At 64.2% G+C, this 23,746-nt stretch carries 17 protein-coding genes; 5 read left to right on the top strand and 12 right to left on the bottom strand.

Annotated features, from left to right (window positions below; translation table 11 throughout):
* Window positions 1-13: 13 nt before the first annotated feature.
* On the bottom strand, window positions 14-2,170 hold the full coding sequence (locus V9K84_RS04990; protein ID WP_054915158.1) for a PQQ-dependent dehydrogenase, methanol/ethanol family: 2,157 nt from the start codon (window positions 2,168-2,170) through the stop codon (window positions 14-16).
* 364 nt (window positions 2,171-2,534) lie between these two features.
* On the opposite strand from V9K84_RS04990, the gene V9K84_RS04985 reads away from it, so the two are divergent.
* The gene (locus V9K84_RS04985) at window positions 2,535-3,371 is read left to right on the top strand and encodes a bifunctional allantoicase/(S)-ureidoglycine aminohydrolase (RefSeq protein WP_043861160.1); all 837 of its coding nucleotides are present in this window, start codon (window positions 2,535-2,537) and stop codon (window positions 3,369-3,371) included.
* Window positions 3,372-3,437: 66 nt separating this feature from the next.
* Here V9K84_RS04985 and V9K84_RS04980 read toward each other — a convergent pair whose 3' ends face one another.
* Window positions 3,438-4,319 carry a LysR substrate-binding domain-containing protein gene (locus V9K84_RS04980; RefSeq protein ID WP_058541275.1) on the bottom strand — a complete coding sequence of 294 codons (882 nt, stop codon included), beginning with the start codon at window positions 4,317-4,319 and terminating at the stop codon, window positions 3,438-3,440.
* Between the two features lie 269 nt (window positions 4,320-4,588).
* Between V9K84_RS04980 and V9K84_RS04975 the strand changes: the two genes are divergently transcribed.
* Together V9K84_RS04975 and V9K84_RS04970 are read left to right on the top strand one after the other, a co-directional pair.
* Complete coding sequence (locus V9K84_RS04975; protein WP_168186854.1) at window positions 4,589-7,756, top strand: 3-keto-5-aminohexanoate cleavage protein; 3,168 nt, start codon at window positions 4,589-4,591, stop codon at window positions 7,754-7,756.
* Between the two features lie 12 nt (window positions 7,757-7,768).
* On the top strand, window positions 7,769-9,202 hold the full coding sequence (locus V9K84_RS04970; RefSeq protein ID WP_088515194.1) for an FAD/NAD(P)-binding protein: 1,434 nt from the start codon (window positions 7,769-7,771) through the stop codon (window positions 9,200-9,202).
* An 8-nt stretch (window positions 9,203-9,210) separates the two neighbouring features.
* Here the strand turns inward: V9K84_RS04970 and V9K84_RS04965 are convergent, their stop codons facing one another.
* The 9 genes from V9K84_RS04965 to V9K84_RS04925 all read right to left on the bottom strand — a co-directional run bounded on the left by V9K84_RS04965 (window position 9,211) and on the right by V9K84_RS04925 (window position 18,086).
* Window positions 9,211-9,462: a LuxR C-terminal-related transcriptional regulator gene (locus tag V9K84_RS04965; protein ID WP_058541278.1), complete on the bottom strand. Its 252-nt coding sequence runs from the start codon at window positions 9,460-9,462 to the stop codon at window positions 9,211-9,213.
* Between the two features lie 42 nt (window positions 9,463-9,504).
* Window positions 9,505-10,212 (bottom strand): sulfite exporter TauE/SafE family protein, encoded by a 708-nt coding sequence (locus tag V9K84_RS04960; protein WP_235593702.1) that lies wholly within the window; start codon window positions 10,210-10,212, stop codon window positions 9,505-9,507.
* A 161-nt stretch (window positions 10,213-10,373) separates the two neighbouring features.
* A complete protein-coding gene (locus tag V9K84_RS04955; RefSeq protein WP_256582852.1) occupies window positions 10,374-11,321 on the bottom strand; it encodes a LysR family transcriptional regulator in 948 nt (315 codons plus the stop codon).
* Between the two features lie 237 nt (window positions 11,322-11,558).
* Window positions 11,559-11,885 carry a DUF3325 domain-containing protein gene (locus V9K84_RS04950; RefSeq protein WP_088515196.1) on the bottom strand — a complete coding sequence of 109 codons (327 nt, stop codon included), beginning with the start codon at window positions 11,883-11,885 and terminating at the stop codon, window positions 11,559-11,561.
* A gap of 1 nt (window position 11,886) precedes the next feature.
* On the bottom strand, window positions 11,887-13,410 hold the full coding sequence (locus V9K84_RS04945; RefSeq protein WP_088515197.1) for a PepSY-associated TM helix domain-containing protein: 1,524 nt from the start codon (window positions 13,408-13,410) through the stop codon (window positions 11,887-11,889).
* A 1-nt stretch (window position 13,411) separates the two neighbouring features.
* Window positions 13,412-13,696 carry a hypothetical protein gene (locus V9K84_RS04940; RefSeq protein WP_043861156.1) on the bottom strand — a complete coding sequence of 95 codons (285 nt, stop codon included), beginning with the start codon at window positions 13,694-13,696 and terminating at the stop codon, window positions 13,412-13,414.
* A complete protein-coding gene (locus V9K84_RS04935) occupies window positions 13,696-15,057 on the bottom strand; it encodes a sensor histidine kinase (RefSeq protein WP_088515198.1) in 1,362 nt (453 codons plus the stop codon). Before V9K84_RS04935 ends, V9K84_RS04940 begins: the two co-directional genes overlap by 1 nt.
* Window positions 15,054-15,764, bottom strand: a complete 711-nt coding sequence (locus tag V9K84_RS04930) for a response regulator transcription factor (RefSeq protein ID WP_088515199.1) — start codon at window positions 15,762-15,764, stop codon at window positions 15,054-15,056. Before V9K84_RS04930 ends, V9K84_RS04935 begins: the two co-directional genes overlap by 4 nt.
* Before the next feature lie 105 nt (window positions 15,765-15,869).
* Complete coding sequence (locus V9K84_RS04925; RefSeq protein WP_088515200.1) at window positions 15,870-18,086, bottom strand: TonB-dependent siderophore receptor; 2,217 nt, start codon at window positions 18,084-18,086, stop codon at window positions 15,870-15,872.
* Between the two features lie 396 nt (window positions 18,087-18,482).
* Here V9K84_RS04925 and V9K84_RS04920 point away from each other — a divergent pair, with 396 nt between their 5' ends.
* Complete coding sequence (locus tag V9K84_RS04920; RefSeq protein ID WP_088515201.1) at window positions 18,483-20,609, top strand: methyl-accepting chemotaxis protein; 2,127 nt, start codon at window positions 18,483-18,485, stop codon at window positions 20,607-20,609.
* A gap of 198 nt (window positions 20,610-20,807) precedes the next feature.
* Window positions 20,808-21,959, top strand: coding sequence for an aminotransferase class V-fold PLP-dependent enzyme (locus V9K84_RS04915; RefSeq protein ID WP_088515202.1), 1,152 nt, complete (start codon window positions 20,808-20,810; stop codon window positions 21,957-21,959).
* A gap of 106 nt (window positions 21,960-22,065) precedes the next feature.
* On the opposite strand, the gene V9K84_RS04910 is transcribed toward V9K84_RS04915, so the two are convergent.
* Window positions 22,066-23,445, bottom strand: coding sequence for an amino acid permease (locus V9K84_RS04910; protein ID WP_043861150.1), 1,380 nt, complete (start codon window positions 23,443-23,445; stop codon window positions 22,066-22,068).
* Window positions 23,446-23,746 lie beyond the last annotated feature (301 nt).

The raw sequence follows: 23,746 nt of genomic DNA, 5'->3' as shown, positions 1-23,746 counted from the left end.
CAATGGCTCCTTTTCAATGGGATGACTTGGCGCTGAACTGCTTCCAGGTATCGCCTTCCTGATGAAGGTCGTGGGCGCGCTTGATCAGGTACTGGTGGATCTGGTCGACCTGCTCGGGGGTGAAGGCGTCGGCGAACGACGGCATGCCATCCGGCACGCGGCCACCGAAGAGGATGCCGAGGAACATCTGGTGTTTTTCCGGGGTGAGCTTGCGCAGGTCGGGCAGCACGCCGCCGCTGACCGCGTGGATACCGTGGCACTGCGAGCAGTAACCGTCGTACAGCTTGGCGCCCGCCTCGATCGATGCGGTGTCGTTGCTCAACGCGGGTGGTTTGGGGGTGTCCGGGCGTGGCGCCGGCTCTTGCAGCTTGGCGGTGCCGCCCAGCTTGTAGGTCAGCACCTGGGCGTACGGCTGCACGCCGGCCCGCAGCGACAGGGCCCCGGCAAAGGTGGAGAACGCGCCGCCCCAGCCGGCCATGAAGGTCACGTACTGCTCGCCATCCACGCTATAGGTGACGGGCGCGGCCATCACGCCGCTGGCAGCCGGTTGCTCCCAGAGTTTTTCGCCGGTGTCGGCGGCATAGGCGATCACCCGCCCGTCGGCGCTGCCCTCGAACACCAGGTTGCCCGCGGTACTCAAGGTGCCGCCGTTGAAGATGGTCACGTAGGGCACTTCCCAGGCGGCCTGCTGCTTGACCGGGTCCCAGGCGATCAGCTTGCCCGACCAGCTCTTGGCCATCTCCAGCAGGCCTTCGGCGCCTTCGGGCATCATCCCGGTGCGCAGGCCCAGCTGGTACATGCTCTTGAACGGATTGCGCTTGGGCGCCTCGGGGATGTGCTCGTAGTAGGCCGACATGATGTGCGCCGGGATGTACACCAGCCCGGTGTCGGGGTTGTACGACATCGGCTGCCAGTCATGCGCACCCCAGAACGCCGGGGTCACCAGGTTGCGCTTGCCGTTCTTCCAGTAGGCGGCGTTCTCTTCGTCCAGGATCGGCCGCCCGGTCTTCATGTCCATGCCCTTGGTCCAGCTCTGCGGCACGATGCCCTTGGCCGACAGCAGCTCGCCGGTGGCGCGGTCGATCACATAGAAGAAGCCGTTTTTCGGCGCCTGCATCAGTACCTTGCGCGGCTTGCCGTCGATGGGCAGCTCGGCCAGGATCATGTGCTGGGTGGCGGTGTAGTCCCAGGCATCGCCCGGGGTGGTCTGGTAGTGCCACACGTATTCGCCGGTGTCGGCATTGACCGCCACGATGGACGACAGGAACAGGTTGTCGCCCTTGGCCTGGCTACGCCATTTGGGGTCCCACAGCGAGCCGTTGCCCACGCCGATGTACAGCAGGTTCAGCTCCGGGTCGTAGGCGAACGAGTCCCAGGCGGTGCCGCCACCGCCCTGCTCCACATAGGCATCGCCGAACCAGGTCTTGGCGGCGATCTCCATGCCCTTGCCCTCGGGCGGCAGCTTGGGGTCGCCCGGCACGGTGTAGAAGCGCCACGCCTCCTTGCCGGTTTCGGCGTCGTAGGCGGTGACATAGCCCCGCACGCCGAACTCGGCGCCGCCGTTGCCGATCACCACCTTGCCGTTGACCACCCGAGGGGCGCCGGTGATGGTGTAGCTGCGCTTGTGGTCGGCGCGGGTGTCGACCGACCAGGCGCGCTGGCCGGTCTTGGCGTCGATGGCCTCCAGGCGCCCGTCGAGCACGCCCACGTAGACCTTGCCCTTCCACACCGCCACGCCACGGTTGACCGCGTCGCAACAGGCTTCGCCGGCGCGGTGGCGGTCCGATTGCGGGTCGTACTTCCAGATCAGCCTGCCGTCGCGCGCATCCAGCGCGTACACCACCGAGAACGGCCCGGTGGTGTACATCACCCCGTCGACCACGATGGGGGTGGCTTCCACGCCACGGTCCAGGTCCAGCTTGTAGCTCCAGGCCAGGCCCAGCTGGCCGACGTTCTGGTCGCTGATCTGCTTGAGCGGGCTGTAGCGCTGTTCGTCGTAGGTGCGCCCGGTGCTCATCCAGTTACCGGGCTCCTTGTCGGCGGCGATGATGCGCGCGCCATCGACGTTGGCCGGGATGTCCGCAGCCAGCGCCGGTGTACCCGCCAGGCTCAGCAGCACGGCAACGGCAAGGGATTTGAGGGGAAGCGAGGCGAGGCCAGTCTGTCTCATGGGAGTGTCCTGTTCTTATTAGTGGCGCAGTCTTCGCGCTGCGCCATCAGCTCATCGCAACCGCCATGCCAGCTGTGACATGAACCGCCACAACCGCTCTGGCACGCGGCTTTGCGCGCGCCGTACCGATGCCGCCCGCGCTGCAATCAACGCTACAGGTGTTGCATCACCCGCTACACAGGGCGCACACCTGTAGCGCAGTGCTGGCCCGGCGCACGCCACATTCACAAATCGAATGGCAGGGATTTCAACATTTAATTTGTGGATAGCTAAAGATGGTCATAACGTAGCGGTGCAATCCCTGAACGGGGCCGCCCGCCGCAGGCTGGCCCGGGGGACACAACAACAAACATCGAGACTGTCCATGTCCAGAACCACTTACTTCGCCCCCCACGGCGGGCACCCGGCTCAGACCGAGCTGCTGACAGACCGTGCCATGTTCACCGAAGCCTACGCGGTGATCCCCAAGGGCGTGATGCGTGACATCGTCACCAGCCACCTGCCCTTCTGGGACAAGATGCGCATGTGGGTCATCGCCCGCCCGCTGTCGGGTTTCGCCGAGACCTTCTCGCAGTACATCGTCGAAGTTGCCCCTGAAGGCGGCAGCGAGCGCCCGGAGCAGGACAAGAACGCCGAGGCGGTTCTGTTCGTGGTCGAGGGTGAAGTAGACATCACCCTGCAAGGCAAGCCGTACACCCTCAAGCCAGGCGGCTACGCGTTCATTCCGCCGGGCGCCGACTGGAGCCTGCGCAACAACAGCGCGGCCAACGTGACCTTCCACTGGATCCGCAAGCACTACCAGGAAGTCGAAGGCCTGGCGCACCCGGAAGCGTTCGTCACCAACGAACAGGACGTTACCCCGATCCCGATGCCGGGCACCGATGGCGCCTGGGTCACCACCCGCTTCGTCGACATGGCCGACATGCGCCACGACATGCACGTCAACATCGTGACCTTCCAGCCAGGCGGCACCATCCCGTTCGCTGAAACCCACGTGATGGAGCACGGCCTGTACGTGCTGGAAGGCAAGGCGGTGTACCGCCTGAACCAGGACTGGGTCGAAGTGGAAGCCGGCGACTTCATGTGGCTGCGCGCCTTCTGCCCGCAGGCCTGCTACTCGGGTGGCCCTGGCCCGTTCCGCTACCTGCTGTACAAGGATGTGAACCGCAACGTGAACCTGACGCTGAACCCAAAGCGTTAAGCAGGTAGCGATGCAGAAAGCCCGCCGTGACTGGCGGGCTTTTTTGTGGGGAAGTGACCCGCAGGCTCACACCGCCTGTGCTTCGAGCAGGCCGGTCAACACGCCCGCCAGCGCTCGTACCATCGGGTCGGCCGTCTGGCGATGCAGAATCAGAATCTCGTAGCTGTCGATCACCGGCAGGCCGTCCGCCTCGCCGAGCACCCGGTGCTCGGCGGTGACGGCGCGTGGCGGCAGCAGGCTGATGCCCATGCCGTCGGCCACGGCGGCCTGAATGCCGCTGAGGCTGGAGCTGGTGAACGCGATGCGCCAGCGCCGGCCCAGGCTCTCTACTGCGCTGATGATTTCGTCGCGGTACAGCCCGCGTGGCGGAAAGGTCACCAGCGGGATCGGGTCCAGCGCCAGGGCCGGGTTGTGCGCGCTGTCGATCCAGCGCAATTGCTCCGGCCAACTGGCCACCCCTTCGCGACCGTTGCGCCGCTGCTTGAGCAGCACCAGGTCGAGCTCGCCGTTGTCGTAGCTCTGGCTGAGGTCGCGACACAGGCCGCTGGTGACTTCGAGCTTGACCTGCGGGTGCTTGCGGTTGAACGCCGACAGCGCGTTGGTGGTGCGCCCGCCAACGAAGTCTTCCGGGACGCCCAGGCGCAGGGTCACGCCGACCGTGGCGCCGGCCAGGGCTTCGAGCATCTGGTCGTTGAGGGCGAGCATGTGGCGGGCATAGCCGAGCAGGGTCTGGCCGGCGTCGGTGGGCAGCACTTCGCGATTGCCGCGCTCGAGCAAGCGGTGACCGACCATCTCCTCGAGGCGCCGGACCTTCTGGCTGATGGTCGACTGGGTGGAATGCAGGCGCGTGGCCGCCGTGGTGAAACTGCCGCAGTCGGCCACCACCACGATGGCGCGCAGCAGGTCGAGGTCGAACAGAGACCTATTCGGTTTCAGACTGAGGGTCATGCGTAGATTCGATTCATGAATGGTGCAAGGGTTCTACCATGCGCCCCCCGACGCGGCAACCAGTGACATGAACCCGCAGGCACCGTCCCTGTCGGCGAAGTGGCCGTCTATCGTCGATAGAACCAACTGTTGATTGAATAGTTTAAATACATCCAAACGTTAAACCGATTACTACCCGATCAGGTAGTTACGCAGTGCGCGCCAGTGGGATCTAATTCATGTGCGTGGAGGGCCCAACGCACATTGAACCTGTTGAACACGGAGTGTTTATGTCGACCCGCATGTTTATCACCGCCGCACCGGTGGGTGCAGTGTCTCGTTTCGTCTCACCGAAAGAGCCGAAGTTTCTCGATAACTCGGAACTCGCCGCCCAGGACGACTCACTTGAAAGTGTACTGTTGAATGCAGGTTGGAAACGCGTTGCGGCGGGCGGCCTGCGCACCCGCGTCAACCCCGGCGCCGGTACCCGGGCGCTTGTGGCTGTCAGTGCAACAACCCTCGAATGGCTCGAATCAAGGAAGACCCAGCAGGACATCGTGTTCACTCTGACCGGCAGCGGCTGGCAGCTGGATAACGACGGCGCGCTGGTGCAGGATGATCCCCTGCACCAGGGCTACCTGCCGCCAAGCCTGGTCGAAGCGCTGCGCAGCGACTCCCCCGCAGCCTATGAAACCCTGATTTCACAGGGCTGGGAGGTCTGCGCAGCCGGTTACTGGAACCCCATGCGGGCCGCGTCACCGTACCTTCCCATTACCCCGGACGCCATTATCGAAGCCAGCGTGCACGCCGCCGCCGAAGGCGCGGCGATCCTTCACCTGCACACCCGCGACCTGTCCGACAGCCACACCCTGTCGATCCCCGGCAACACGCAGACCATCACCCTGGGGGCCCAGCAAAACCATATCGATGTCGACCAGTACAACCAGATAGTACCGGCACTGCATCAACGTATTCCTTCGGCCATCATCAACCTCTCGACCAGTGTACGCGGCGGTCGCAACTTCGAAAGCCCGATACGCCGGGCGCACTTGCATCACTATGGCCTGAATAAACGCGGGCCAGATGTAAGTTCATTCAGCCCCGGCCCGGTTATATTCCAGGCCGGCGGCGGTTATGAAAACTCACCCCAGTTTCTTGAACAGCAACTTGAACACTTGAACACCTTCGCCATTCGCCCGGAAGTTGAAGTGTTCAACAGTTCGATACTTGATAATGCACTCGGCCCGAACCTGCGCGGGCTGTCACAGGCAGGCAACCCGATACTGTTCATGCTGGTCGCCGGCGTGGATCAGTTCCGCCGAGCCGAAGACGGCAGTGTCAGCGACGATTCGCTGATTCCGGTAGCCGACCGGGAAGCAGTCTATGGGCTGATCAAGCAGGACACCCCGGCGTCTCTGGCGCACGCCATCGAACTGGCGTCGTCGCGCTTGCAGCCGTTTGTGCAACGCATCCGCCGTGAAGTGCCCGACGCGGTCATTTCAATCCTGGCACCCGGGCCGATGCTGAGGATACTGGCGGAGGTGGCCCTGAGCCTGCGCCTGGACGGTGTACGAGTCGGCCTGGAAGATGCGTTGCATGTACCGGATACGCTGGCGCCCGGCGGCTCGCGCAAGGCCACCACCGCCGATCAGGTGCGCTACGTGCGCAAGCGGCTCGAAGCACTGGGCGTGAGCCTGCAGGACGCCGAGCAGACCCGCGACCGGCTGAACATGCCGCTGGACCAGGTGAGACTGTTTCGCGAGGCAGCCGCAACGCTGAAAAGCCTGGAACTGGAAGGCACCCCCACGGCGCCACGCCCCATCGCCCGGGCACTGCTCGATGCGCTCCAACCCCTGCAGCAGCGCTACCTGGAACGTGAGGCGGCGTTCATCGGACATGTATCGGCACGCCTCGCCGAAACCCTGGCCGGGCAGGCACCCGTCAGCGCAGAACGCCTGGCCGAGGTGGCGATCGAGACCATTTTCGACAGCGGCCTGTACGTGCGCTACTTCATCGAAGAGCGTGACCGTTACCGCCTGCCGCTGAACCAGTTCGGCAAGCGCCTGTATGCCGTACAGGCGCTCAACTTCATTCGTGAATTGAACGACGAACACGGCGTGACGAACCTTGCCTGGGACCAGGCTCTGGACACCCTGGCGACGCAGGACCAGTTACCCCGCGACAGCTATCGAATCGTACCGCACCAGTACAAGGGCCAGGACCTGCGCTTTCTTGAATACCTGGCGTCGCTACCGTGTCGCTACAACAGCAGCAGAACCCTGGTGGTCAACACTGTACTGCGCACCGACGCCGACTACAGCATGACCATGGCCCTGCTGTTCGAAGGCATTCACCAACTGACCTCGCGCCTGCGCCGCGATTCGTCTGCCGAACGCAAGGCACACGGCACGCGGCTTTACCACGTGCAGGCGCAGGACGTGCAGGATGTGCACGCAACTGCCCTGCCCAACCCGATACGCCACTACCAATGGGCCGTACTGCCCAGCACACCCACCACCAATTACCCGCAAGGCATTGCCCTGGGCAAGGGCCTGGCTTCGACCTTCTCGAGTTTCCTGCAAGGCATCGGGCAATCGTCGGTGGCGCTGCTGGGCATTGTGCATTCGGGCCTTGATGCCCAGGACAACCCGATCATCGAATCGGCCATGCTGCACAACCGGTTCATCCTCGGCACGCAGTGGCACAGCCAGGTCGTCAGCCACTCGGCACGCCTGATCTATGAACAGGTGATATTGCCCCGCATCATTGCGCAACCGAACGCCCTCAGGTTCTGCCCCGATGGCCTGGTGGCCCGCGATGACAACGGGTTGCCACTGGACCACGCCGGACGCCCCGCCACCCGGCTTTCCTTCCAGGGCATCGAAGACCTTCAGCGCCTGCACTTCTGTGCCCACAGCTCTGGCGCCGCCACATTGCAGCAACTGGACAATGCCATGCGCGAGGACATGCAGCGCCTGGGCTACTCCGTTCTGGAACAGGAGGAAATATTCAACCGTGCGGTGGCCATTTCGTTCGGCTCCGCCACCGACATCGACACCACCCTGCAAGGCACGCCGGTCATCGATATCACCGCCTACAACGATATACGCAGCCTGGCCGGCACCACCACGCACGACTACATCCCGGCCAAGGCCTGCGCCAACACGGCGACCATCGCGCAGCTTCACGGCGGCGTGGCTGCACAGCACCGCTACGATCAGGCCAGCTGGGCGTTCTACAAGGAAGGCAAGGGACGCAAATTGCTGCGCCTCAAGGATGTGGTGCTGCGCCACGACCCGGTACGGGCCCATGACGGTCACTCGATCCGACGTTACCTGGAGGGTGCACCGGCCACCTTGCACGACCTGTTGAACCTGTTCCTCGAGGCGCCGTTGAACATCCGCGCCGACATGCTCATGCGCGAGTTCTACGCCACTCAACAGACCACCCGTCACTGAAGGGATGCCTGAATGAAAATCGCAATTGTGGGCGCTGGATGCAGCGCCGTTCTGCTCTGCAAGGAACTGGCACGCCAGGGGCATGACGCAGCGGTGTCGGAAATCACCGTGTACGAAACCACCGGCCACTTCGGCCCGGGGCTACCCTACGGCCAGGCCACCACGACACCGGAGTTCATTCTGAACATGGCCACTTCCACCCTGGGCACGGACGTCGAACATGCCTATGGGTTCCTGAAATGGCTCAAGGCCCAGCCTGGTTGCGAAACCACCGACCTGAACGACTATGTCAGCCGCCGGCAGATGGGCCAATACCTGGCCAAGGAGCTGGAGCTTGCCCGTCACACCCTGGCCCGGTTCAACATCCGATTGCGAACCCTCGCGCAAACCGTCATCGACGTGAAGGCCGAGCACCCCGGTTACACCGTGACCACCGCACAGGGCGATGAACGCTTCGACAACGTGGTGCTGGCGGTCGGGCACTTGAAGAAGCAGACGCCCTACCCCGACCTGGCGCACTACTACGCCAACCCCTATCACGATCTGGAGCGCCTGAAGACGCAGGTCAGGCCGGGGGCCACCGTCGGCATCCTGGGCACCAAGCTGACCGCAGTGGACATGGCCCTCATGCTCAGCGGGCTGGGCGCCGGACATGTCGCGATCTACTCCAACTCGGGGCGTATCCCGCTGGTGCGCGGGGCCGTGCTCGACAACCCGGTGGGCACGCAGCGACGCTTGCCAGAGCGCGTCTCGATCAGTGGTTTCCTGAACAGTTTTCGCCACATGCGCAGCTTCAGCGCCGAGTACAAGGGCCTGTTTGCACCGCTGGAACCGCTGGAACGCCTGCAGCGGGAAATCCAGGCGGCGGCCCATGTGCGTGACTGGCAGATCTGGCTGGACGCCACCAAGACCTGGATCGACGAGTTCTGGACACGGCTGGACACCGTGCAGAAGCGTCGCTTCCAGCGCAAGTACCAGGGCCTGTGGATGTCCTATCGCCACCCCATGCCGCTGGACAATGCACTCAAGCTCGAAGCGCTGATCAAGGCAGGCCGGGTATCCATTCACCGAGGCTACAAAGCCACCCGCGCGGATGCGCAAGGCAACATCCTGATCGACCTCAGCGGGCAGACCCTGAGCGTCGACTACGCCATCGACGCCACCGGTTTTGCCGGCAACCTGGCGCGGCTGGACTCACCGCTGATAGAAAACCTGCTCGACCGCGGCCTGATCCGGCAGAACAGCCACGGCGGCATCGCGATCAACCCTACCACCCACCTGATCGATGGGCAGCGGGGGGTGTATGCGATCGGGCCATTGACCCAGGGCTCGCTGTTCTATGTGTCAGCGATCGAACGCCTGGCGGTGCACGCGCGCAACCTGGTCACTCACCTGATGACCAACAACAGCCGCGTGCAACCGTCGTTGTCGAGCCTGCAGCAATAGGCATCTGCTCACGACAGCAGGCCCAGCGCGAACGCGCGGGCCACCGCTGCCGTGCGGTTCTTGCCGCCGAGCTTGGCCACCGCATTCTTGGTGTGGAACTTGACGGTGTTGACCGAAATGCTCAGTGCCAGCGCCACCTCCTTGCAGTTCTTGCCGGCGGCATAGTGCTTCAAAGCCTCGCGCTCGCGTGCGGTCAGCCTGTCGTCGCCAGGGCTTGCAGAGGGGTCGAGGTGATCACTGTCCAGCGGGGTATGCGACATGACTCATTCTTCCTTAAAGAGTAAGTGCATCAGCAGTGCTATTCAGCCGATGAGGTTGGGTACCGAGGAAATCAGCAGCGAAATGCCGGAGACCGTGAGCAGGCTCAGCACGACGCGGCGAAACTGCACGTCGCTGATGCCGATATACAGGCGTGTGCCGAGGAACGTCGGAATCAGCATCGCCGGCGCGACAATGGCGAAGTACGGCAGCATCTCGCGCGTGGCAATGCCGGTACTGAGGTAGGTGCCCATGGTGACCAGCAGCATGGACAGGTTGAAGTTCTGGATAATCGAGCGCTGCACGTCGCGGTCGTACCCCTTGAGGGTGCACCACAGGGTCGGCACAGTGCCGGTGAAACCGCCCAGCCCGCCCATGATGCCGCCGGCCATGCCGATCACACCGTCGGCGATCTTGCCCTCGGCAGTGATTTTCGGCAGGTTCTTGGCAAACAGCATGGCTGGGCACCAACTCACCAGCAGGGTGCCCAGAATGGCCTTGAACCAGTTCATGTCCAAGCTGGGCAGCAGCGCGACGCCGAGTGGGATGCCGGCCAGGCCGCCAAGCACGAAGGGCAGCAGGCGCTGCATGTTGAAGCCCCGGCGTACCGAAATGGCCGCCACCACCTGGCCGGTCAGCGCCCCGAATACCGCCAGTGTGGCAGCCAGCTTCGGGTCGAGTACCCAGGCCCAGAACGACATGGCCACCAGGCCGAATGCAAAACCCGAGAGCCCCTGAACAAAACCGGCCACCACTGCTCCGACCGTTACAATCAAATAAACCGTAAGCACCTGATATCCCCCTTTCCCTGGCGCACCCTCATGGTGCGCCTGGCGGGAAGTATGGTACCGGGTCTGTAAAGTTGGAAATTTGAATCCTGTATCAGCCTATAAAACAATGTTATTGCGACACTTCATTCTGTCGTGACCAGCCACTGTTCATTGACCGGTGACGTCGATAAAACAGCAACTTTTGCGGCGCGTTTGAGTGCCCGTGCAAAGAGCGCCTGTTCGACCGCATTGGCACCATTGATACGCTGAAACAGGCTCATGGGTGACAGCCGCCAGCCAAGGCGATGGCGCACCCTGCCGACATTGCACAAACGCACGAGCTCTTCGGCAACATCTGCCGGCACGATGGCCACGGCCTGCTCGTTGGTTGCCACCAGCTCACCGATGAACCTGGACGACAAGCTCTCGACCATGGGTGAAGGGGGGGTGATACCGGCATTGAGGAAGAAGTCGATGAGTTGCTCGCGGATCGGCGTCTGGCGTGGGCCGAGTACCCAGTCCAGGCGAGCCAGTGCCTGCAGGTCGAGTGGCCGCTGGTTGAGGTGCATCGCCAGGCGTTCGTGGGCAATCAGCCGGGGTTCCTGGTGATACAGCACCTCGTGTTGCAGATCGGGCACGTCCGGCAGCGCGGACGTGCGGCCGATCACGCAGTCGAGTTCGTGGGCCTGCAGGCGCTCCAGCAGGTGGGCGCTGGAGCCCTCGTGCAAGGTCACCGATATGCGCTTGCCGCAGGAGCGGGTCTGGTTGATGGCGGTGGCCAGCAGGCGCCCGGGTAGAAACGGTATGACGCCCACGTTCAAGTGTGCTGCGCGACCCTGGGTCATGGCTTCGATGTCCATCGCCCAGTGATCGAGGTCGGCCAGCATCCCCCTGGAGCGTGCGACGATCAGGTTGCCCAGTTCAGTGGGCAGCATGCCGCGCGGTGAGCGTACAAAAAGGGGGGCGCTGAACAGGCTTTCGAGGTCGGCGAGGATCTGAGTGATCGCCGGTTGGCTGGTGGACAGCCGCAGCGCAACCTGGGTCAGCGAGCCATGCGCCTGAATGGCCTGAAGCACCAGCAGGTGTTTCATTTTCAGGCGGCTGGCAAGTCGTCGTGACAGGGAGGTTTCAAAGGGTAAGCGAGTCCTTTCGGTTTTCATACAATTCCATCATAAGAAAGTTATTATCCGTTCTATGCAGAACGTACACGCCCGTATGAGGTTAGTACGAAACACGCGCAATGATTGGCCGCAATTAAAACTTCCCAATTATTTAGATTGCACACTTCCCGACACTGTTTGCAGGTATAAGTTCGCCACAAAAAACCGTCAAGCCAACACTACCCCTACCCCCCATATCGGTAAAACGCCCAGCAACCACACCGCCAGACGCGGCCAGTACGGCAACAGCATCGCCACCCCGAACCCGGCCAGTGAAATACTGCCAAACCAGGCTACCGGCCCCATCGCCCAGCCCCAGGCCACGCCACTGACCCACAGGCTGATGGCCAGCGCCGACCAGCCCGCCGACCGCAGGGCCACCCTCAACCAGGGTGCAGGTGCCCTGCCCCACACCTGCTTGTAGTGCCGCTCCAGCCCCAGGCACAACGCCAACATACCCACATAGGCAAACACCACCGCGCCGATCATCAGCATGTCATTGCCCCTCCACCGCTACCGTCGCACGCTTGCGCGCAGGTTTTTCTTCACGCGGCGCCACGCAGCGCCATGCCGCATACGCCAGCAACCCACCCAGCACCACGCTGGTGGCCTCCAGCACGCGGTGCGCCGGGTCGTGCTGCGCGGTCAACGCGCCCAGCACCGGCAGGCCGATGCACAGTACCGCGGCCAGCCCCAGCTGCTCGGCCCAGGCGCGCTGCGCCGGGCGCAAACCGGCATGCAGCAGCGACAGCAACCACACCGCGAAGAACGCCTTGACCTCCCAGTTGGCCCGCTGCGCCAGCTCCACCGGCAGCAGGCGGTTGGCCCACAGCAAGCCTGTGCAGGCCAGCATCAGGCCGGCGACGAACGCCACGTTGAAGCTCTCGGCCACCTTGTACCAACGCTGCGCCGACACCGAGGCACTGGCGTACTTGCGCCGGCGCTTGACGCAGAACAGCACCAGACCGGTGCCGATCATCGCGGTGCTGACCAACGCACACACGAAGTACAGCCAGCGCATCGGATAGCCGCCGAACTGCGCGAAGTGCAGCCCCGCCATCACCCGCTGGGTGAGCACGGCAGGCCGCATGTCGGGCACATCGCGCAGCAGCTCGCCGCTGACGCCGTCGAACACCATGGCCTGCCCCTTGCTCAGGGCGATGCGATACCCCAGGGTCGGGCGCACCTCGATCCGCGCGGCCGCCGTACCGGGGTTGGAGATACCGATGCTGCTGATGGCGCCCAGCCGCTCTTGCGCGCTGGCCAGTACCGGGGCCAGGTCCACCAGCGCGGCTGGCTGCTTGAGCGCCGCGCGCGGCGTGGGCAGACGCTGCTCGCCCTGGGCCTTGTAGTACGCCTGGTTGTCACCCTCGAACAGCGCATCCACCGCCGCCGGCATGTAGATCAGCAAAAAGATCACCAGCCCGGTGTAGGTGATCATCAGGTGAAACGGCAACAGCAGCACCGCGCTGGCGTTGTGAAAATCCAGCCACGAGCGCTGGCCCTTGCCGGGGCGGAAGGTGAAGAACTCCTTGAAGATCTTCTTGTGGATCACGATGCCGCTGACCAGCCCCACCAGCATCACGATTGCCAGGGCGCCGACCACGAAGATGCCCCAGTTGCGCGGCAGGTTCAGGGTGAAGTGAAAGCGGAAGAAGAAGCTGCCGCCGGCCGTTTCGCGCACCTCGATCGGCTCGCCGGTATGCGGGTCGAGCGGGGTGCCGCCACCGCGTCGACGCTCGCCGGACGCTACCTGCAAACCGGGCGAACGCGCATCCGGCAGGCTGATGTTCCAGTTGCTGGCGCCCGGTGCATGCTGGGTCAGGTAGGCCAGCCCGCGTTGCGCGGCCTGCAACTGGGTGAGGTCGTGGCTGCGCACCTCGGGGCGCATCCAGTTGTCGATTTCGCTGTCGAACACCGCCAGCGTACCGGTGGCGAATATCGCGAACAGCAGCCAGCCGAAGATCAGGCCGGCCCAGGTGTGCAGCCACGCCATGGATTGGGTGAAGGTATTTTTCATCTCACAGGCTCCACAACTGCGGCCAGAAGCCGACCGCCGCCAACGGCACCGCCAGCGCCGCCGGCCACCATGCACGCAGGGCATCGCGACTGGCGAAGGCCCACAGGAATGCGCAGGTGTAAAACGCAAAGGACGGCAGGCTGGCCACGATCACCGCATCCACCGCAGGCATTGGCAGCACACGGGCCAGAAAAGCCGTGGCCGCATAGCTGAATGCATAGCCGCCCAGCAAGGCGGCTGCCGCGCGCGACACTATCAACAACCAGACCGGTCGGGTGTTGCTCATCAGGTTTCTCCTTGTGCTGCCGCTGGCAGGCGCAGGTTCACGCGCAGGCCCGGCTTGAGGTTCTGTGCCCATACCTGGCCGCCCTGCAACTGCACCCGGCAACGGGCGATCGTCAGGCCCAGGCCGAAGCCGTCGCCGCCCGGGCGTGCGGCGTCGAGTCGGGTGAAGGGTTGGAAGATGGTCTCCAGCGCAGCCTCGGCCACGCCGGGGCCCTGGTCGTCGATCCACAGGTGCCAGCAATCGCCATCGCGCCGGCCGCCCAGGCGCACCTGCCCGTTGGCAGGCGAATGGCGGATGGCATTGCGCACGATGTTTTCCATCGCCTGGGCCAGGCCGTTGAGGTGGCCGCGCACCAGGCAGTCTTCGGTGAGCGCCATGGGCAGTTGCCCCTCACGCCAGCCGGACTCGAAACAGGCGTTCTCGCGTACCACCTCCCACAGGGTCTGCACCTCGACCGTGTCCAGCGCCAGTTGCGGGCGCTCGGTGCCGAGCCACACCAGCTCCAGGGTGTCGTCGACCAGCTGGCGCATGCACTGCACCTCGCGGGTCAGGCGCTCGCGCAACACGTCATCGTCGGGCTCGTTTTCGGCGGCCATGTGCAGGCGCGTCAACGGCGTGCGCAACTCGTGGGACAGGTCGGCGAGCAGGCGCTGCTGCAGCGACACGGTCTTTTCGAGGCGCTCGGCCATGTGGTCGAAGGCCCGCCCCAAATCGCCCAGTTCGTCGCTACGCCGGGAAATCGCCGGGTCGACCCGGGTGTCCAGGCGGTCGGCACGCAGGGCATTGGCCTGGGCGCGCAGGTGCGCCAGCGGGCCGATCAGCACGCGATACAGCAGAAAACCCGCCAGCAGTGCCAACAGCGCCGGCAGCAGCCCGTGGATCAGCAGTTGCACCAGCAGCGGACGCATCGACGGCATGAAGCGCTCGGGCAACTGGATCACCAGCCTGCCGGCCTGGGGCGCCTCGGGGAACGGCACGCTGATCGCCGGCAGCTCGGTGGAGCGCTTGCTCATGGGCCAGTCGAGCTCGCGCATGAACGTCACGTACTTCTGCTGCTCATCGGTCAGCGTCTGGCTGCTCAACGAGCGCAGGTCGCTGCCCAGCACCAGCGCCCAGCCCGGCTCGCGGATCTTCAGGTCGGCCAGCCACCGGTCGACGCCTGGCGTACCGCCGCTGCGCCACGCCGCGTGGGCCTCCACGGCGTAGCCCTTGAGCACCTGGCGCGCCTCCTCGCTCAGGTGATAGCTCCTGCGCTCCAGGTGCGCACCGCCCGAGCGGCTGAACCAGATGATCGACAGGCACAGCACCACCAGCAGCGCGCACAGTTTCCACAGCAGCGAGTGACGTCCGGGCAAGCTCATGCCGGCACCTGTGTCAGCACGTAGCCCTTGCCCCATACCGTGGCCAGGCGGCCGGCATAGCCGATGGCGGCCAGCTTGCGGCGCACGTGGCTGACGTGCATGTCCAGCACGCGGTCCTGCTGGGAGAACGGCCTGTGCAGCACCTGCTGGTAGAGGAACGGCTTGCTCAGCACTTCCTCGGGGTGCGCCAGCAGCACTTGCATCAGGCGGTACTCGATGGGGGTGAAGCTGGCCACCGCGGTGCCCAGCTGCATGTCCTGGCGCATGTCCTTGCGCAGCGCCGCCGGCTCGCCCTGCGCGCCTTCCGGCGCGGCCCGCTCATAGGCGACCCGGCGCAGCACCGCATCGATGCGCACGTCCATCTCGTTCATGCTGAACGGCTTGGGCAGGTAGTCGTCGGCGCCCTGGCTGAAGCCGACGATGCGGTCCTGCTCGGCACCCAGTGCCGACATCAGGATCACCGGCACCATGAACCGCTCGCGCAGTTCACCCAGCAGTTGCAGGCCGTCGCGACCGGGCAGGAGGATGTCCATGAGGATCAGGTCGAAGCCCGTCCAGACCTGCAGGTCGGTGCTGTCGTCCACGCCATGACAGACGCTCACATCGAAACCGCGGCGACGCAGGTGCTGTTCCAGATGGGCCGCCAGCAGCGGATCGTCCTCGACGGCCAGAATCTTCGTGGCAGGTTGTGCTGATAGATAACTCACGCTTCACCTTGGGTAGTACGGGTGTAGAGGGCCTGAAAACACAAAAAGCCGCCCCGGGCCGATCGATGCGCGATCGACCCGGGGCAGCCTGTAGGCAATGGCGGCTCAGAACGAGATGTTCAGTGCCGCGAACAGCGCCCGGCCCGGCTGGTTGTAGGTGTTGGCGCCCGAACTGCTGGCGTTGCCACCCCGGTGGATCTGCTTGTCGAACACGTTGTTCACGCCAAAGCGCACGTCGTAGTTCTTGGTGATCTTGTAGCCGGTGCTCACATCGACCAGGCCGTAGGCTTCGACGTCCTGCTGGGCATCCAGGTCGTAGTTCTGCTGGGTGCGGTAGTTGTAGGTCGGCGACTTCTGCTTGCCGAAATAGGTACCGGCGACCTGGAACGACAGCTTGTCGGTGGCACGCCAGTCCAGGGTGCTGTTGACCGTGTACTTGGGAATCACGCTCAGCGGCTCGCCGGTGTCGCGGTTGTCGTTGTTGAGCATCAGGGTGAGGTTGGTGTTCCAGTCCAGCGACGGGGTCAGCTCGACGAAGAAGTTGCCTTCCACCCCTTCCACCAATGCCTTGCCGGCGTTTTCCCACTGGGTCACGCGGCGACCGCTGTTGATGTCGTAGATCACGTCGGTGCCACCGATGATCTTGTTCTTGTAGTCGTTGCGAAAGTACGTCGCGCTGGTGCGCCAGGTGCCACGGTCGTAGAGCAGGCCGATTTCCTTGTTGACGCTGGTTTCGGGGTCTAGGTTGGGGTTGCCCTGCAGGTAGCAGCCGCCGTTGTTGGTCTGCTGGGTGCTGCAACCGTTGCCCTTGCTGTAGAGCAGGTAGTTGGGGTTGGCCTGGTACAGGTTCGGGGTCTTGTAGGCCCGTGCGATACCACCCTTGACGGTGAGGTCGTCGGTGAGCTTGTGCGCCACGTTCAGGCTCGGGCTGTAGTTGTCGCCGAACTCTTCGTGGTGATCCAGGCGCAGGCCCGGGGTGATGGTGGTGTCGCCGATCACGATGTTGTCTTCGGCGAACAGGGCGAAGCTCTTGGCCGACATCTTCGAGTCGCTGCGATCGAAGCCTGCGATTTCATTGCCGGCACCACCGCTGGGGTCGAAGCTTTGCGGGCGCAGCGAGCCCTTGTCGTTGAGCACTTCGTACAGGTACTCGCCACCCAGGGTCAGCACATGTTCGCTGCTGTCGAGGCTGAACGGCAGGTTCACTTCGCTGGACAGGCGCGTGTTGCGCAGGCGCGACATGTCGGCACCGGTGTCGTTGATCGAGCCTTCCGGGCCACCGGCCAGGCCTTCGTTGAGGCGCCAGTTGCGCACGTATTCATACGACAGCGACGACTTGGTCGAGCCCCACTGGAAGTCGCCCAGGTGCGTGAGGTCGTAGGTGCTGCGTTGCATCACGTTGGTTTCGTGGCCGTACAGGCTGGAGATGCGCTCCACGTCACCGCCGCCGTTGCTGTTCATGGTGTCGCCGGCGTAGATGTTGCCCTGGCGGCTGTAGCCGCTGCCCAGCTCCAGGCGGTGCTCATCGTTCAGGCGCCAGCTGAGCAGGCCGTTGATGTCCTTGTTGCGCACGCCTTCGCGGCCGGCCACCAGCGCGCTGTTGGCGCTCTTGGCGTTGATGTCCAGGTCATCGGCGTCGGTCTTGGCCAGGCCGCCATACACACGGAACGCCAGGTCGTCGGTGAGGCCGCCGCTGAGGCTGAAGTTGGTGCGCTTGCTGGCGCCTTCGGCGTGGTCTTCGGGCAGCGTGGTGAACAGGCTGACGTTGCCCTGCAGTTCCTGGGTGGGGCGCTTGGTGATGATGTTGACCACCCCGCCCATGGCGCCGGAGCCATAGCGTGCAGCAGCCGGGCCGCGCAGGATCTCGATGCGCTCCACCGCCTCGGCCGGTACCCAGTTGGTTTCGCCGCGGGTGTCGCGGTCGCCGTTCCAGCCGTAGCGCACTGCGTTGCGGGCGCTGGAGGGCTTGCCGTCGATCAGTATCAGGGTGTTTTCCGGGCCCATGCCGCGCAGGTCGATCTGGCGGTTGTTGCCGCGCGCGCCGCTGGCGCTGTTGCCGGTGAGGTTGACCCCCGGTTCGCGACGGATGATGTCGGACAGGTCGTTGGCGGGCGGGTGACGCTTGATGTCCTCGGCGGTGATGATAGAAGAGCCCAGTGCCTGCTTGGCTTCCTGCTCGGCGGTGACCATGGTGTTCTGGATCACCAGGGTGTTCTCGCCGTTCTGCTCGTCATCGGCCTGGGCCGAGGTGGCAATCAGGGCCGGCGATGACAGGGCGACAAAGGCCCAGGCCAGGCTGTTGTGGGTACTTCTGGACTGCATTTCACGTCTCCGTCACATCAAGCACAAGGGCAGCCTGCACGGCAGGGCTGCCACAAAGAGACGCCAAATATAATGATTCTCAAATGGGTTTAAATCTTATTTACGAAGTTTACATATGGTTTCACCTGGGCTGACAACCAATCTGTCTAATTTAATAAACAAACCATCACTCATCACCCGCGAAAAAACGGAAAAATCGGCAATTTTGCGTTTTATCTGCCAGCGCCCTGCCTCAAAGTGGAAATATTAATTGACACTTGTCTGTCAATTTTCTTATGGTCCGTGCCTCCTGTATGCCATCACTGCGCCACCCCTGCCGAGCACCGCCCAACGATGCCCACCCGCGATCCAGAGCGGGCCGTTGCTGCTCGACACCGTGAAATCAAGGACCTGATCATGTTGCTGCGTCGCCTGCGAATTCAATGGAAGATCACCTTGCTGGCGGGCCTGTGCCTGCTGGCCGTCGTGGTGGTGCTGATGGTGGCGACACGGGTGCAGTCCTCGCGCAGCGCCACGCTGGTGAGCAGCGCCAGCACCCAGATGCTCGACCAGAACGCGCGCCTGCGCCTGCACACCTACGCGCAGCTGCAGGCGGCGCAGATCCAGCGCTACTTCCAGAGCGCCTACCTGTACGGCAACGGTTTTGCAGACCTGGTGATGTACCTGCGCGCCCAGGGCAATGGCGACCTGCGCCAGGCCCTGACCCGCGAAACCGAACGGGCGCTGGGCAACAACCCCGAACTGCTCGGGCTGTACCTGGTGTTCCTGCCCGATGCGCTGGACGGCAAGGACGCGGCCTTCGTCAACCAGGCCGGCGCGGGCAGCAACGAGGCCGGACGGTTCTCGTTGTACTGGTCGCAGCCCAGCCCCGGCACCCTGGAGCGCGAGGCGATGCCTGAATCGATGCTCGCCGACACCAGCGTCTCGGCCAATGGCTCGGTCTCCAACCGCTGGCTGACCTGCACCCTGGAGAGCGGTGACACCTGCATGGTGGAGCCCTACTTCGACACCGTGGGCGACCGCACCCCGCTGACCACCAGCATCTCCATCCCGCTCAAGCACAACGGCAAGCTGATCGGCGTGCTGGGTGTGGACATCAGCCTGGACAACCTGCAGCTGCTGAGCCTGGAGGGGCGCAAGGACCTGTTCGACGGCAACGGGCAGGTGAGCATCGTCAGCGCGACCGGCCTGCTGGCCGGGCACAGCGAGGACAGCGGCCAGTTGAGCAAGCACTTCGAGCAGGTGTTCGGCACCGACTCCAGGGCCCTGGCCGAACAGATGCGTGCCGGCAAGGCGGCCGAATTCAACGACAACGGCCTGCTGCAGGTGAGCCAGTCGTTCGCCCCGGTGCCCGGTGCCCAGCCGTGGAGCGTGCTGCTGGAAGTGCCCGAGCAGGTGCTGCGTGCGCCGGCCGTGGCACTCAACAATCGCCTGGACACCTACAATGCCAGCGCCAACCTCAGCAGCCTGTTGATGGCACTGGTGGCCGCGGTGGTGGGGTTGCTGGTGATCTGGCTGACCGCGCGCGGCGTGACCCGCCCGATACTGGACGTGGCGGCGATGCTCAAGGACATCGCCAGTGGCGAGGGCGACCTGACCCGGCGCCTGGAGTATGCGGGCAAGGACGAGCTGGGTGAGCTGGCGGGCTGGTTCAACCGGTTTCTCGACAAGCTGCAGCCGGTGATTGCCGACGTGAAGGCCTCGGTGCACGACGCACGCGGCACCGCCGACCAGTCGGCGGCACTGGCCAGCCAGACCAGCGCCGGCATGCATCAGCAGTACCGCGAGGTGGACCAGGTGGCGACGGCGTCGCACGAGATGAGCGCGACTGCGCAGGATGTGGCGCGCAACGCCGCGCAGGCCGCCGAGGCTGCACGCGGCGCCGACCATGCCAGCCGCGAAGGCCTGGAGCTTATTGGCGACACCACCCGCGCCATCGAACAACTGGCCGGCGAGATGACCACCAGCATGCAGGAGGTGGAACACCTGGCCACGCGCAGCGAGCAGATCGGCTCGGTGCTGGACGTGATCCGTTCGATTGCCGGGCAGACCAACCTGCTGGCATTGAATGCCGCCATCGAGGCAGCGCGGGCGGGGGAAGCCGGGCGCGGCTTTGCGGTGGTGGCCGATGAAGTGCGCAACCTGGCCAAGCGCACCCAGGACTCGGTGGACGAGATTCGCGTCGATATAGAAGGGTTGCAGCAAGGCACCCGCGAGGTGGTGGAGGCCATGCACAACAGCCACCGCCAGGCGCAGGACAGCGCGGCGCGTGTGGAGCAGGCATTGCCGGCCCTGCAGCGCATTGGCGATGCGGTGGCGGTGATCACCGACATGAACCTGCAGATCGCTTCGGCGGCGGAGGAACAGAGTGCCGTGGCCGAGGAAGTGAACCGCAACGTGGCGAGCATTCGCGACGTGACCGAATCGTTGTCCGGGCAAGCCGAGGAATCGGCGCAGATCAGCCAGACACTCAACCGGCTGGCCAATCATCAGCAGGGGCTGATGGCGATGTTCAGGGTGTGATGCGGTTGGCGAGGCGCAGCGGTTTAGGCATGAATACGGTCGGCGGCGCGCCATAACGAAAAAAATACTAACTCTTTGGATTCAAATAGAAGATTTTTTCTACAAACACCAAACAAACCGAACAACAGTCAAAAATTTTCTCCGTCATCGTCGGTAGGCTACCTACCTGCCCTTCACGTGCATAAAAAGACGATGACCATGCCAGAACTACCGCTGTACCTCGACTACGCCGCCACTACTCCGGTCGATGACCGGGTGATCGAAGCCATGCTGGCCTGCCTCGGCCGCCAGGGCAATTTCGGCAACCCCGCCTCCACTGGCCACGGCTATGGCCAGGCCGCCCGACAGGCCGTGGACCACGCGCGCCAGCAAGTGGCCGACCGGGTTGGCGCTACCGCAGACGCCCTTGTATGGACCTCGGGCGCCACCGAGTCCAACAACCTGGCCCTCAAAGGCATTGCCCAGGGCCAGCCTGGGCGCCGTCACCTGATCACCAGTTGCCTGGAGCACAAGGCGGTGATCGACACCGCCCATGAACTGGAGCGCCAGGGCCACACGGTCACCTGGCTCAAGCCCGATGCACAGGGGCTGATCCAGCCCGAGGCCGTGCAGGCGGCCTTGCGCGAGGACACCGCACTGGTGTCGTTGATGTGGGTGAACAACGAACTCGGCACCCTCACCGACATCGCCCGCATCGGCGACATCGTGCGCGAACACGGCGCACTGCTGCACGTGGACGCGGCGCAGGCGGTGGGCAAGGTGGCCATCGACCTGGGCACGCTGGCGGTCGACCTGATGTCGTTTTCGGCGCACAAGGTCTATGGGCCCAAAGGCATCGGTGCGCTCTACGTCGGCCCGCGTGCGCGCCCCGTGCTGCAGGCGCAGATGCATGGCGGCGGGCACGAGGGCGGTATGCGCTCGGGTACGCTGGCTACGCATCAGATTGTGGGCATGGGCGCGGCGTTCGAGCTGGCGGGCGTGCAAGGTGATGCGCAAAGCATGCGCATCGAGCAACTGAGCCAGCGCCTGCGTGAAGGCTTGCTGGCCCTGCCGGGCGTGACCCTGAATGGGTGCGCGCAGCAGCGTGTCCCGCACACCTTGAACCTGTGCATCAGCCGCAGCGGGTTCAACAGCGCGCAGGTGGCCGGCAGCCTGGCGCTGTCGTCGACCTCCGCGTGCAGCTCGGCCACCCAGGCCCCTTCGCATGTGCTGCTGGCACTGGGGCTGGATGCCGGCCAGGCGCTGAGCAGTGTGCGGGTGAGCGTGGGGCGGTACACCGAGATGGCAGATGTGGAGCGGGCAATCGAGGTGTTCAGGGCTGCGCTGCAGGCGCCGGCAGGGTTCTGGTAAAGCGGCCTGCAGGAGCCGGCCTTGCCGGCGATGGTGCGTACAGCACCCCTGGCCCGGCATGGCCGGGCATCGCCAGCAAGGCTGGCTCCTACACCCTTGCCACGGCTTACTCGGCTTGCACGTAAGCCGCCGGTTTGTCGGCCACCCGGTTGCGCTTCACGAAATAGGCCACCACCACCAGCACCGTGGTGGCCGCGATGAACCACAGTTGCAGGCGCGATGCCGGGTCGATGGCCTGGCTGCCGATCACGGCGAGCAGCGCAAGCAGTGCCACGACGTTGGCATAAGGGAAGAACCAGGCGCGGAAGGCCTTGGGGTCGACCGGTTCGTGACGGGTTTTCAGGCGCATGGCCAGGTGGGCAATGATGATGAAGATCCACACGATCATCACGAAGGTGCCGCTGCTCTTGGCCAGGGTCATGAACAGGTCGCCGCCGCTGAGAAAGTGCACGGTCAGAATCGTCAGGCAGATGCACAGGCTGAGCAGCAAGGCATTGAGCGGCACGCCCTTGGCCGTGGTGTGCGAGAACAGCTTGGGCGCATGCCCACGCTGGCTCAGGGAGAACAGCATGCGCGAGTTGGAGAACATGAACGAGTTCATCACCGACATGAACGAGACGAACAGCACGATCTTCATTGCCACCGCCGCGCCACCGAACCCGGCCAGGGTGAACAGCGAAACATAGGGCGACGCCAGGTTGGCCTTGTCGGTCCACGGCAGGCACAGGATCAGGATCGACACCGAGCCCACGTAGAACAGCATCACGCGCAGGATCACGCTCTTGATCGCGCGGATCACGTTGCGGCGCGGGTTCTCGGACTCGCCAGCCGCCACGGCGGCGATTTCACTGCCGCCCAGCGAGAAGATCACCACGATCACCCCCGCCATCACCGGCGACAGGCCATTGGGCATGAAGCCGTCGTGCGCGGTCAGGTTCACCAGGCCAGGGGACGGGATGTCGCTGTGCAGGCCGAGCAGTATCGACACGCCCAGCAGCATGAAGATGAGGATGGTGGCAACCTTCAGCGCGGCCAGCCAGTACTCCACTTCGGCGAACGACTTCACCGAGTAGGCGTTGCTCGCCATCAGGGTCACCAACATGATGAACGCGCCCGCCCAGATCGGCAGCCAGGGCAGAAAATCATGCAGGATGGCGCCCAGCAGCACGGCCTCCAGGGTGATCGTCATCATCGACTTGAACCAGTACAGCCAGCCGACGGTAAAGCCGGCCCACTCGCCCAGGTACATGTTGGCGTAGGTGGAGAACGACCCCGCATCGGGGGTGCGGCAGGCCATCTCGCCAAGCATGAACATCACCAGGGTGACCACGATGCCGCCGATGAAGTACGACAGGATCGCGGCGGGGCCGGCCGACGCGATCAGCGAGCCGGAGCCCATGAAAAGCCCGGCCCCGATCACGCCCCCCAGCGCGATCATGGTGATGTGACGTTGCTTCAGGCTCTGCTTGAGACTGTTGGATTGCATTTCCTTTACCTCTCTTATTATTGGGAGAAGACGGCAACGTTCTGCAGCGAGATGACGCGTCACGCTTGCAGAAGGCCGCTCCTCACGCAGGCATCGTCATGTGCCTGCGCCGCACGCTTCAGCCTTTTTCAGGCAATGGCTATCAGGGTGGCACCTTGGACGGCAAGGCCGGCCACCTCAAGCGATTTCTGCGCACAACATCCTGCATTTTTTTCCTGAGGGGCTGCAGCAGGTTTGTGGTAGGCGGCGAGCGAGTGGGCCCTGACGGTCATGTGCCGGCAGGGCTCGCAACTATCGGATA

It is taken from the genome of Pseudomonas sp. AE27, assembly GCF_037113495.1.
Classification (GTDB): domain Bacteria; phylum Pseudomonadota; class Gammaproteobacteria; order Pseudomonadales; family Pseudomonadaceae; genus Aquipseudomonas; species Aquipseudomonas palmensis.
Note: the sequence above shows the minus strand (reverse complement) of the source record. Positions and strands in the feature narration are given on the sequence as shown.

What these genes read in the sequence shown, in the direction of transcription:
- V9K84_RS04940 (WP_043861156.1), bottom strand. Translation starts at nt 13,696, where the DNA reads ATGAGCAACACCCGACCGGTCTGGTTGTTGATAGTGTCGCGCGCGGCA.
- V9K84_RS04975 (WP_168186854.1), top strand. Translation starts at nt 4,589, where the DNA reads ATGTCGACCCGCATGTTTATCACCGCCGCACCGGTGGGTGCAGTGTCT.
- V9K84_RS04955 (WP_256582852.1), bottom strand. Translation starts at nt 11,321, where the DNA reads ATGAAACACCTGCTGGTGCTTCAGGCCATTCAGGCGCATGGCTCGCTG.
- V9K84_RS04935 (WP_088515198.1), bottom strand. Translation starts at nt 15,057, where the DNA reads ATGAGCTTGCCCGGACGTCACTCGCTGCTGTGGAAACTGTGCGCGCTG.
- V9K84_RS04915 (WP_088515202.1), top strand. Translation starts at nt 20,808, where the DNA reads ATGCCAGAACTACCGCTGTACCTCGACTACGCCGCCACTACTCCGGTC.
- V9K84_RS04985 (WP_043861160.1), top strand. Translation starts at nt 2,535, where the DNA reads ATGTCCAGAACCACTTACTTCGCCCCCCACGGCGGGCACCCGGCTCAG.
- V9K84_RS04965 (WP_058541278.1), bottom strand. Translation starts at nt 9,462, where the DNA reads ATGTCGCATACCCCGCTGGACAGTGATCACCTCGACCCCTCTGCAAGC.
- V9K84_RS04970 (WP_088515194.1), top strand. Translation starts at nt 7,769, where the DNA reads ATGAAAATCGCAATTGTGGGCGCTGGATGCAGCGCCGTTCTGCTCTGC.
- V9K84_RS04945 (WP_088515197.1), bottom strand. Translation starts at nt 13,410, where the DNA reads ATGAAAAATACCTTCACCCAATCCATGGCGTGGCTGCACACCTGGGCC.
- V9K84_RS04950 (WP_088515196.1), bottom strand. Translation starts at nt 11,885, where the DNA reads ATGCTGATGATCGGCGCGGTGGTGTTTGCCTATGTGGGTATGTTGGCG.
- V9K84_RS04990 (WP_054915158.1), bottom strand. Translation starts at nt 2,170, where the DNA reads ATGAGACAGACTGGCCTCGCCTCGCTTCCCCTCAAATCCCTTGCCGTT.
- V9K84_RS04920 (WP_088515201.1), top strand. Translation starts at nt 18,483, where the DNA reads ATGTTGCTGCGTCGCCTGCGAATTCAATGGAAGATCACCTTGCTGGCG.
- V9K84_RS04980 (WP_058541275.1), bottom strand. Translation starts at nt 4,319, where the DNA reads ATGACCCTCAGTCTGAAACCGAATAGGTCTCTGTTCGACCTCGACCTG.
- V9K84_RS04925 (WP_088515200.1), bottom strand. Translation starts at nt 18,086, where the DNA reads ATGCAGTCCAGAAGTACCCACAACAGCCTGGCCTGGGCCTTTGTCGCC.
- V9K84_RS04910 (WP_043861150.1), bottom strand. Translation starts at nt 23,445, where the DNA reads ATGCAATCCAACAGTCTCAAGCAGAGCCTGAAGCAACGTCACATCACC.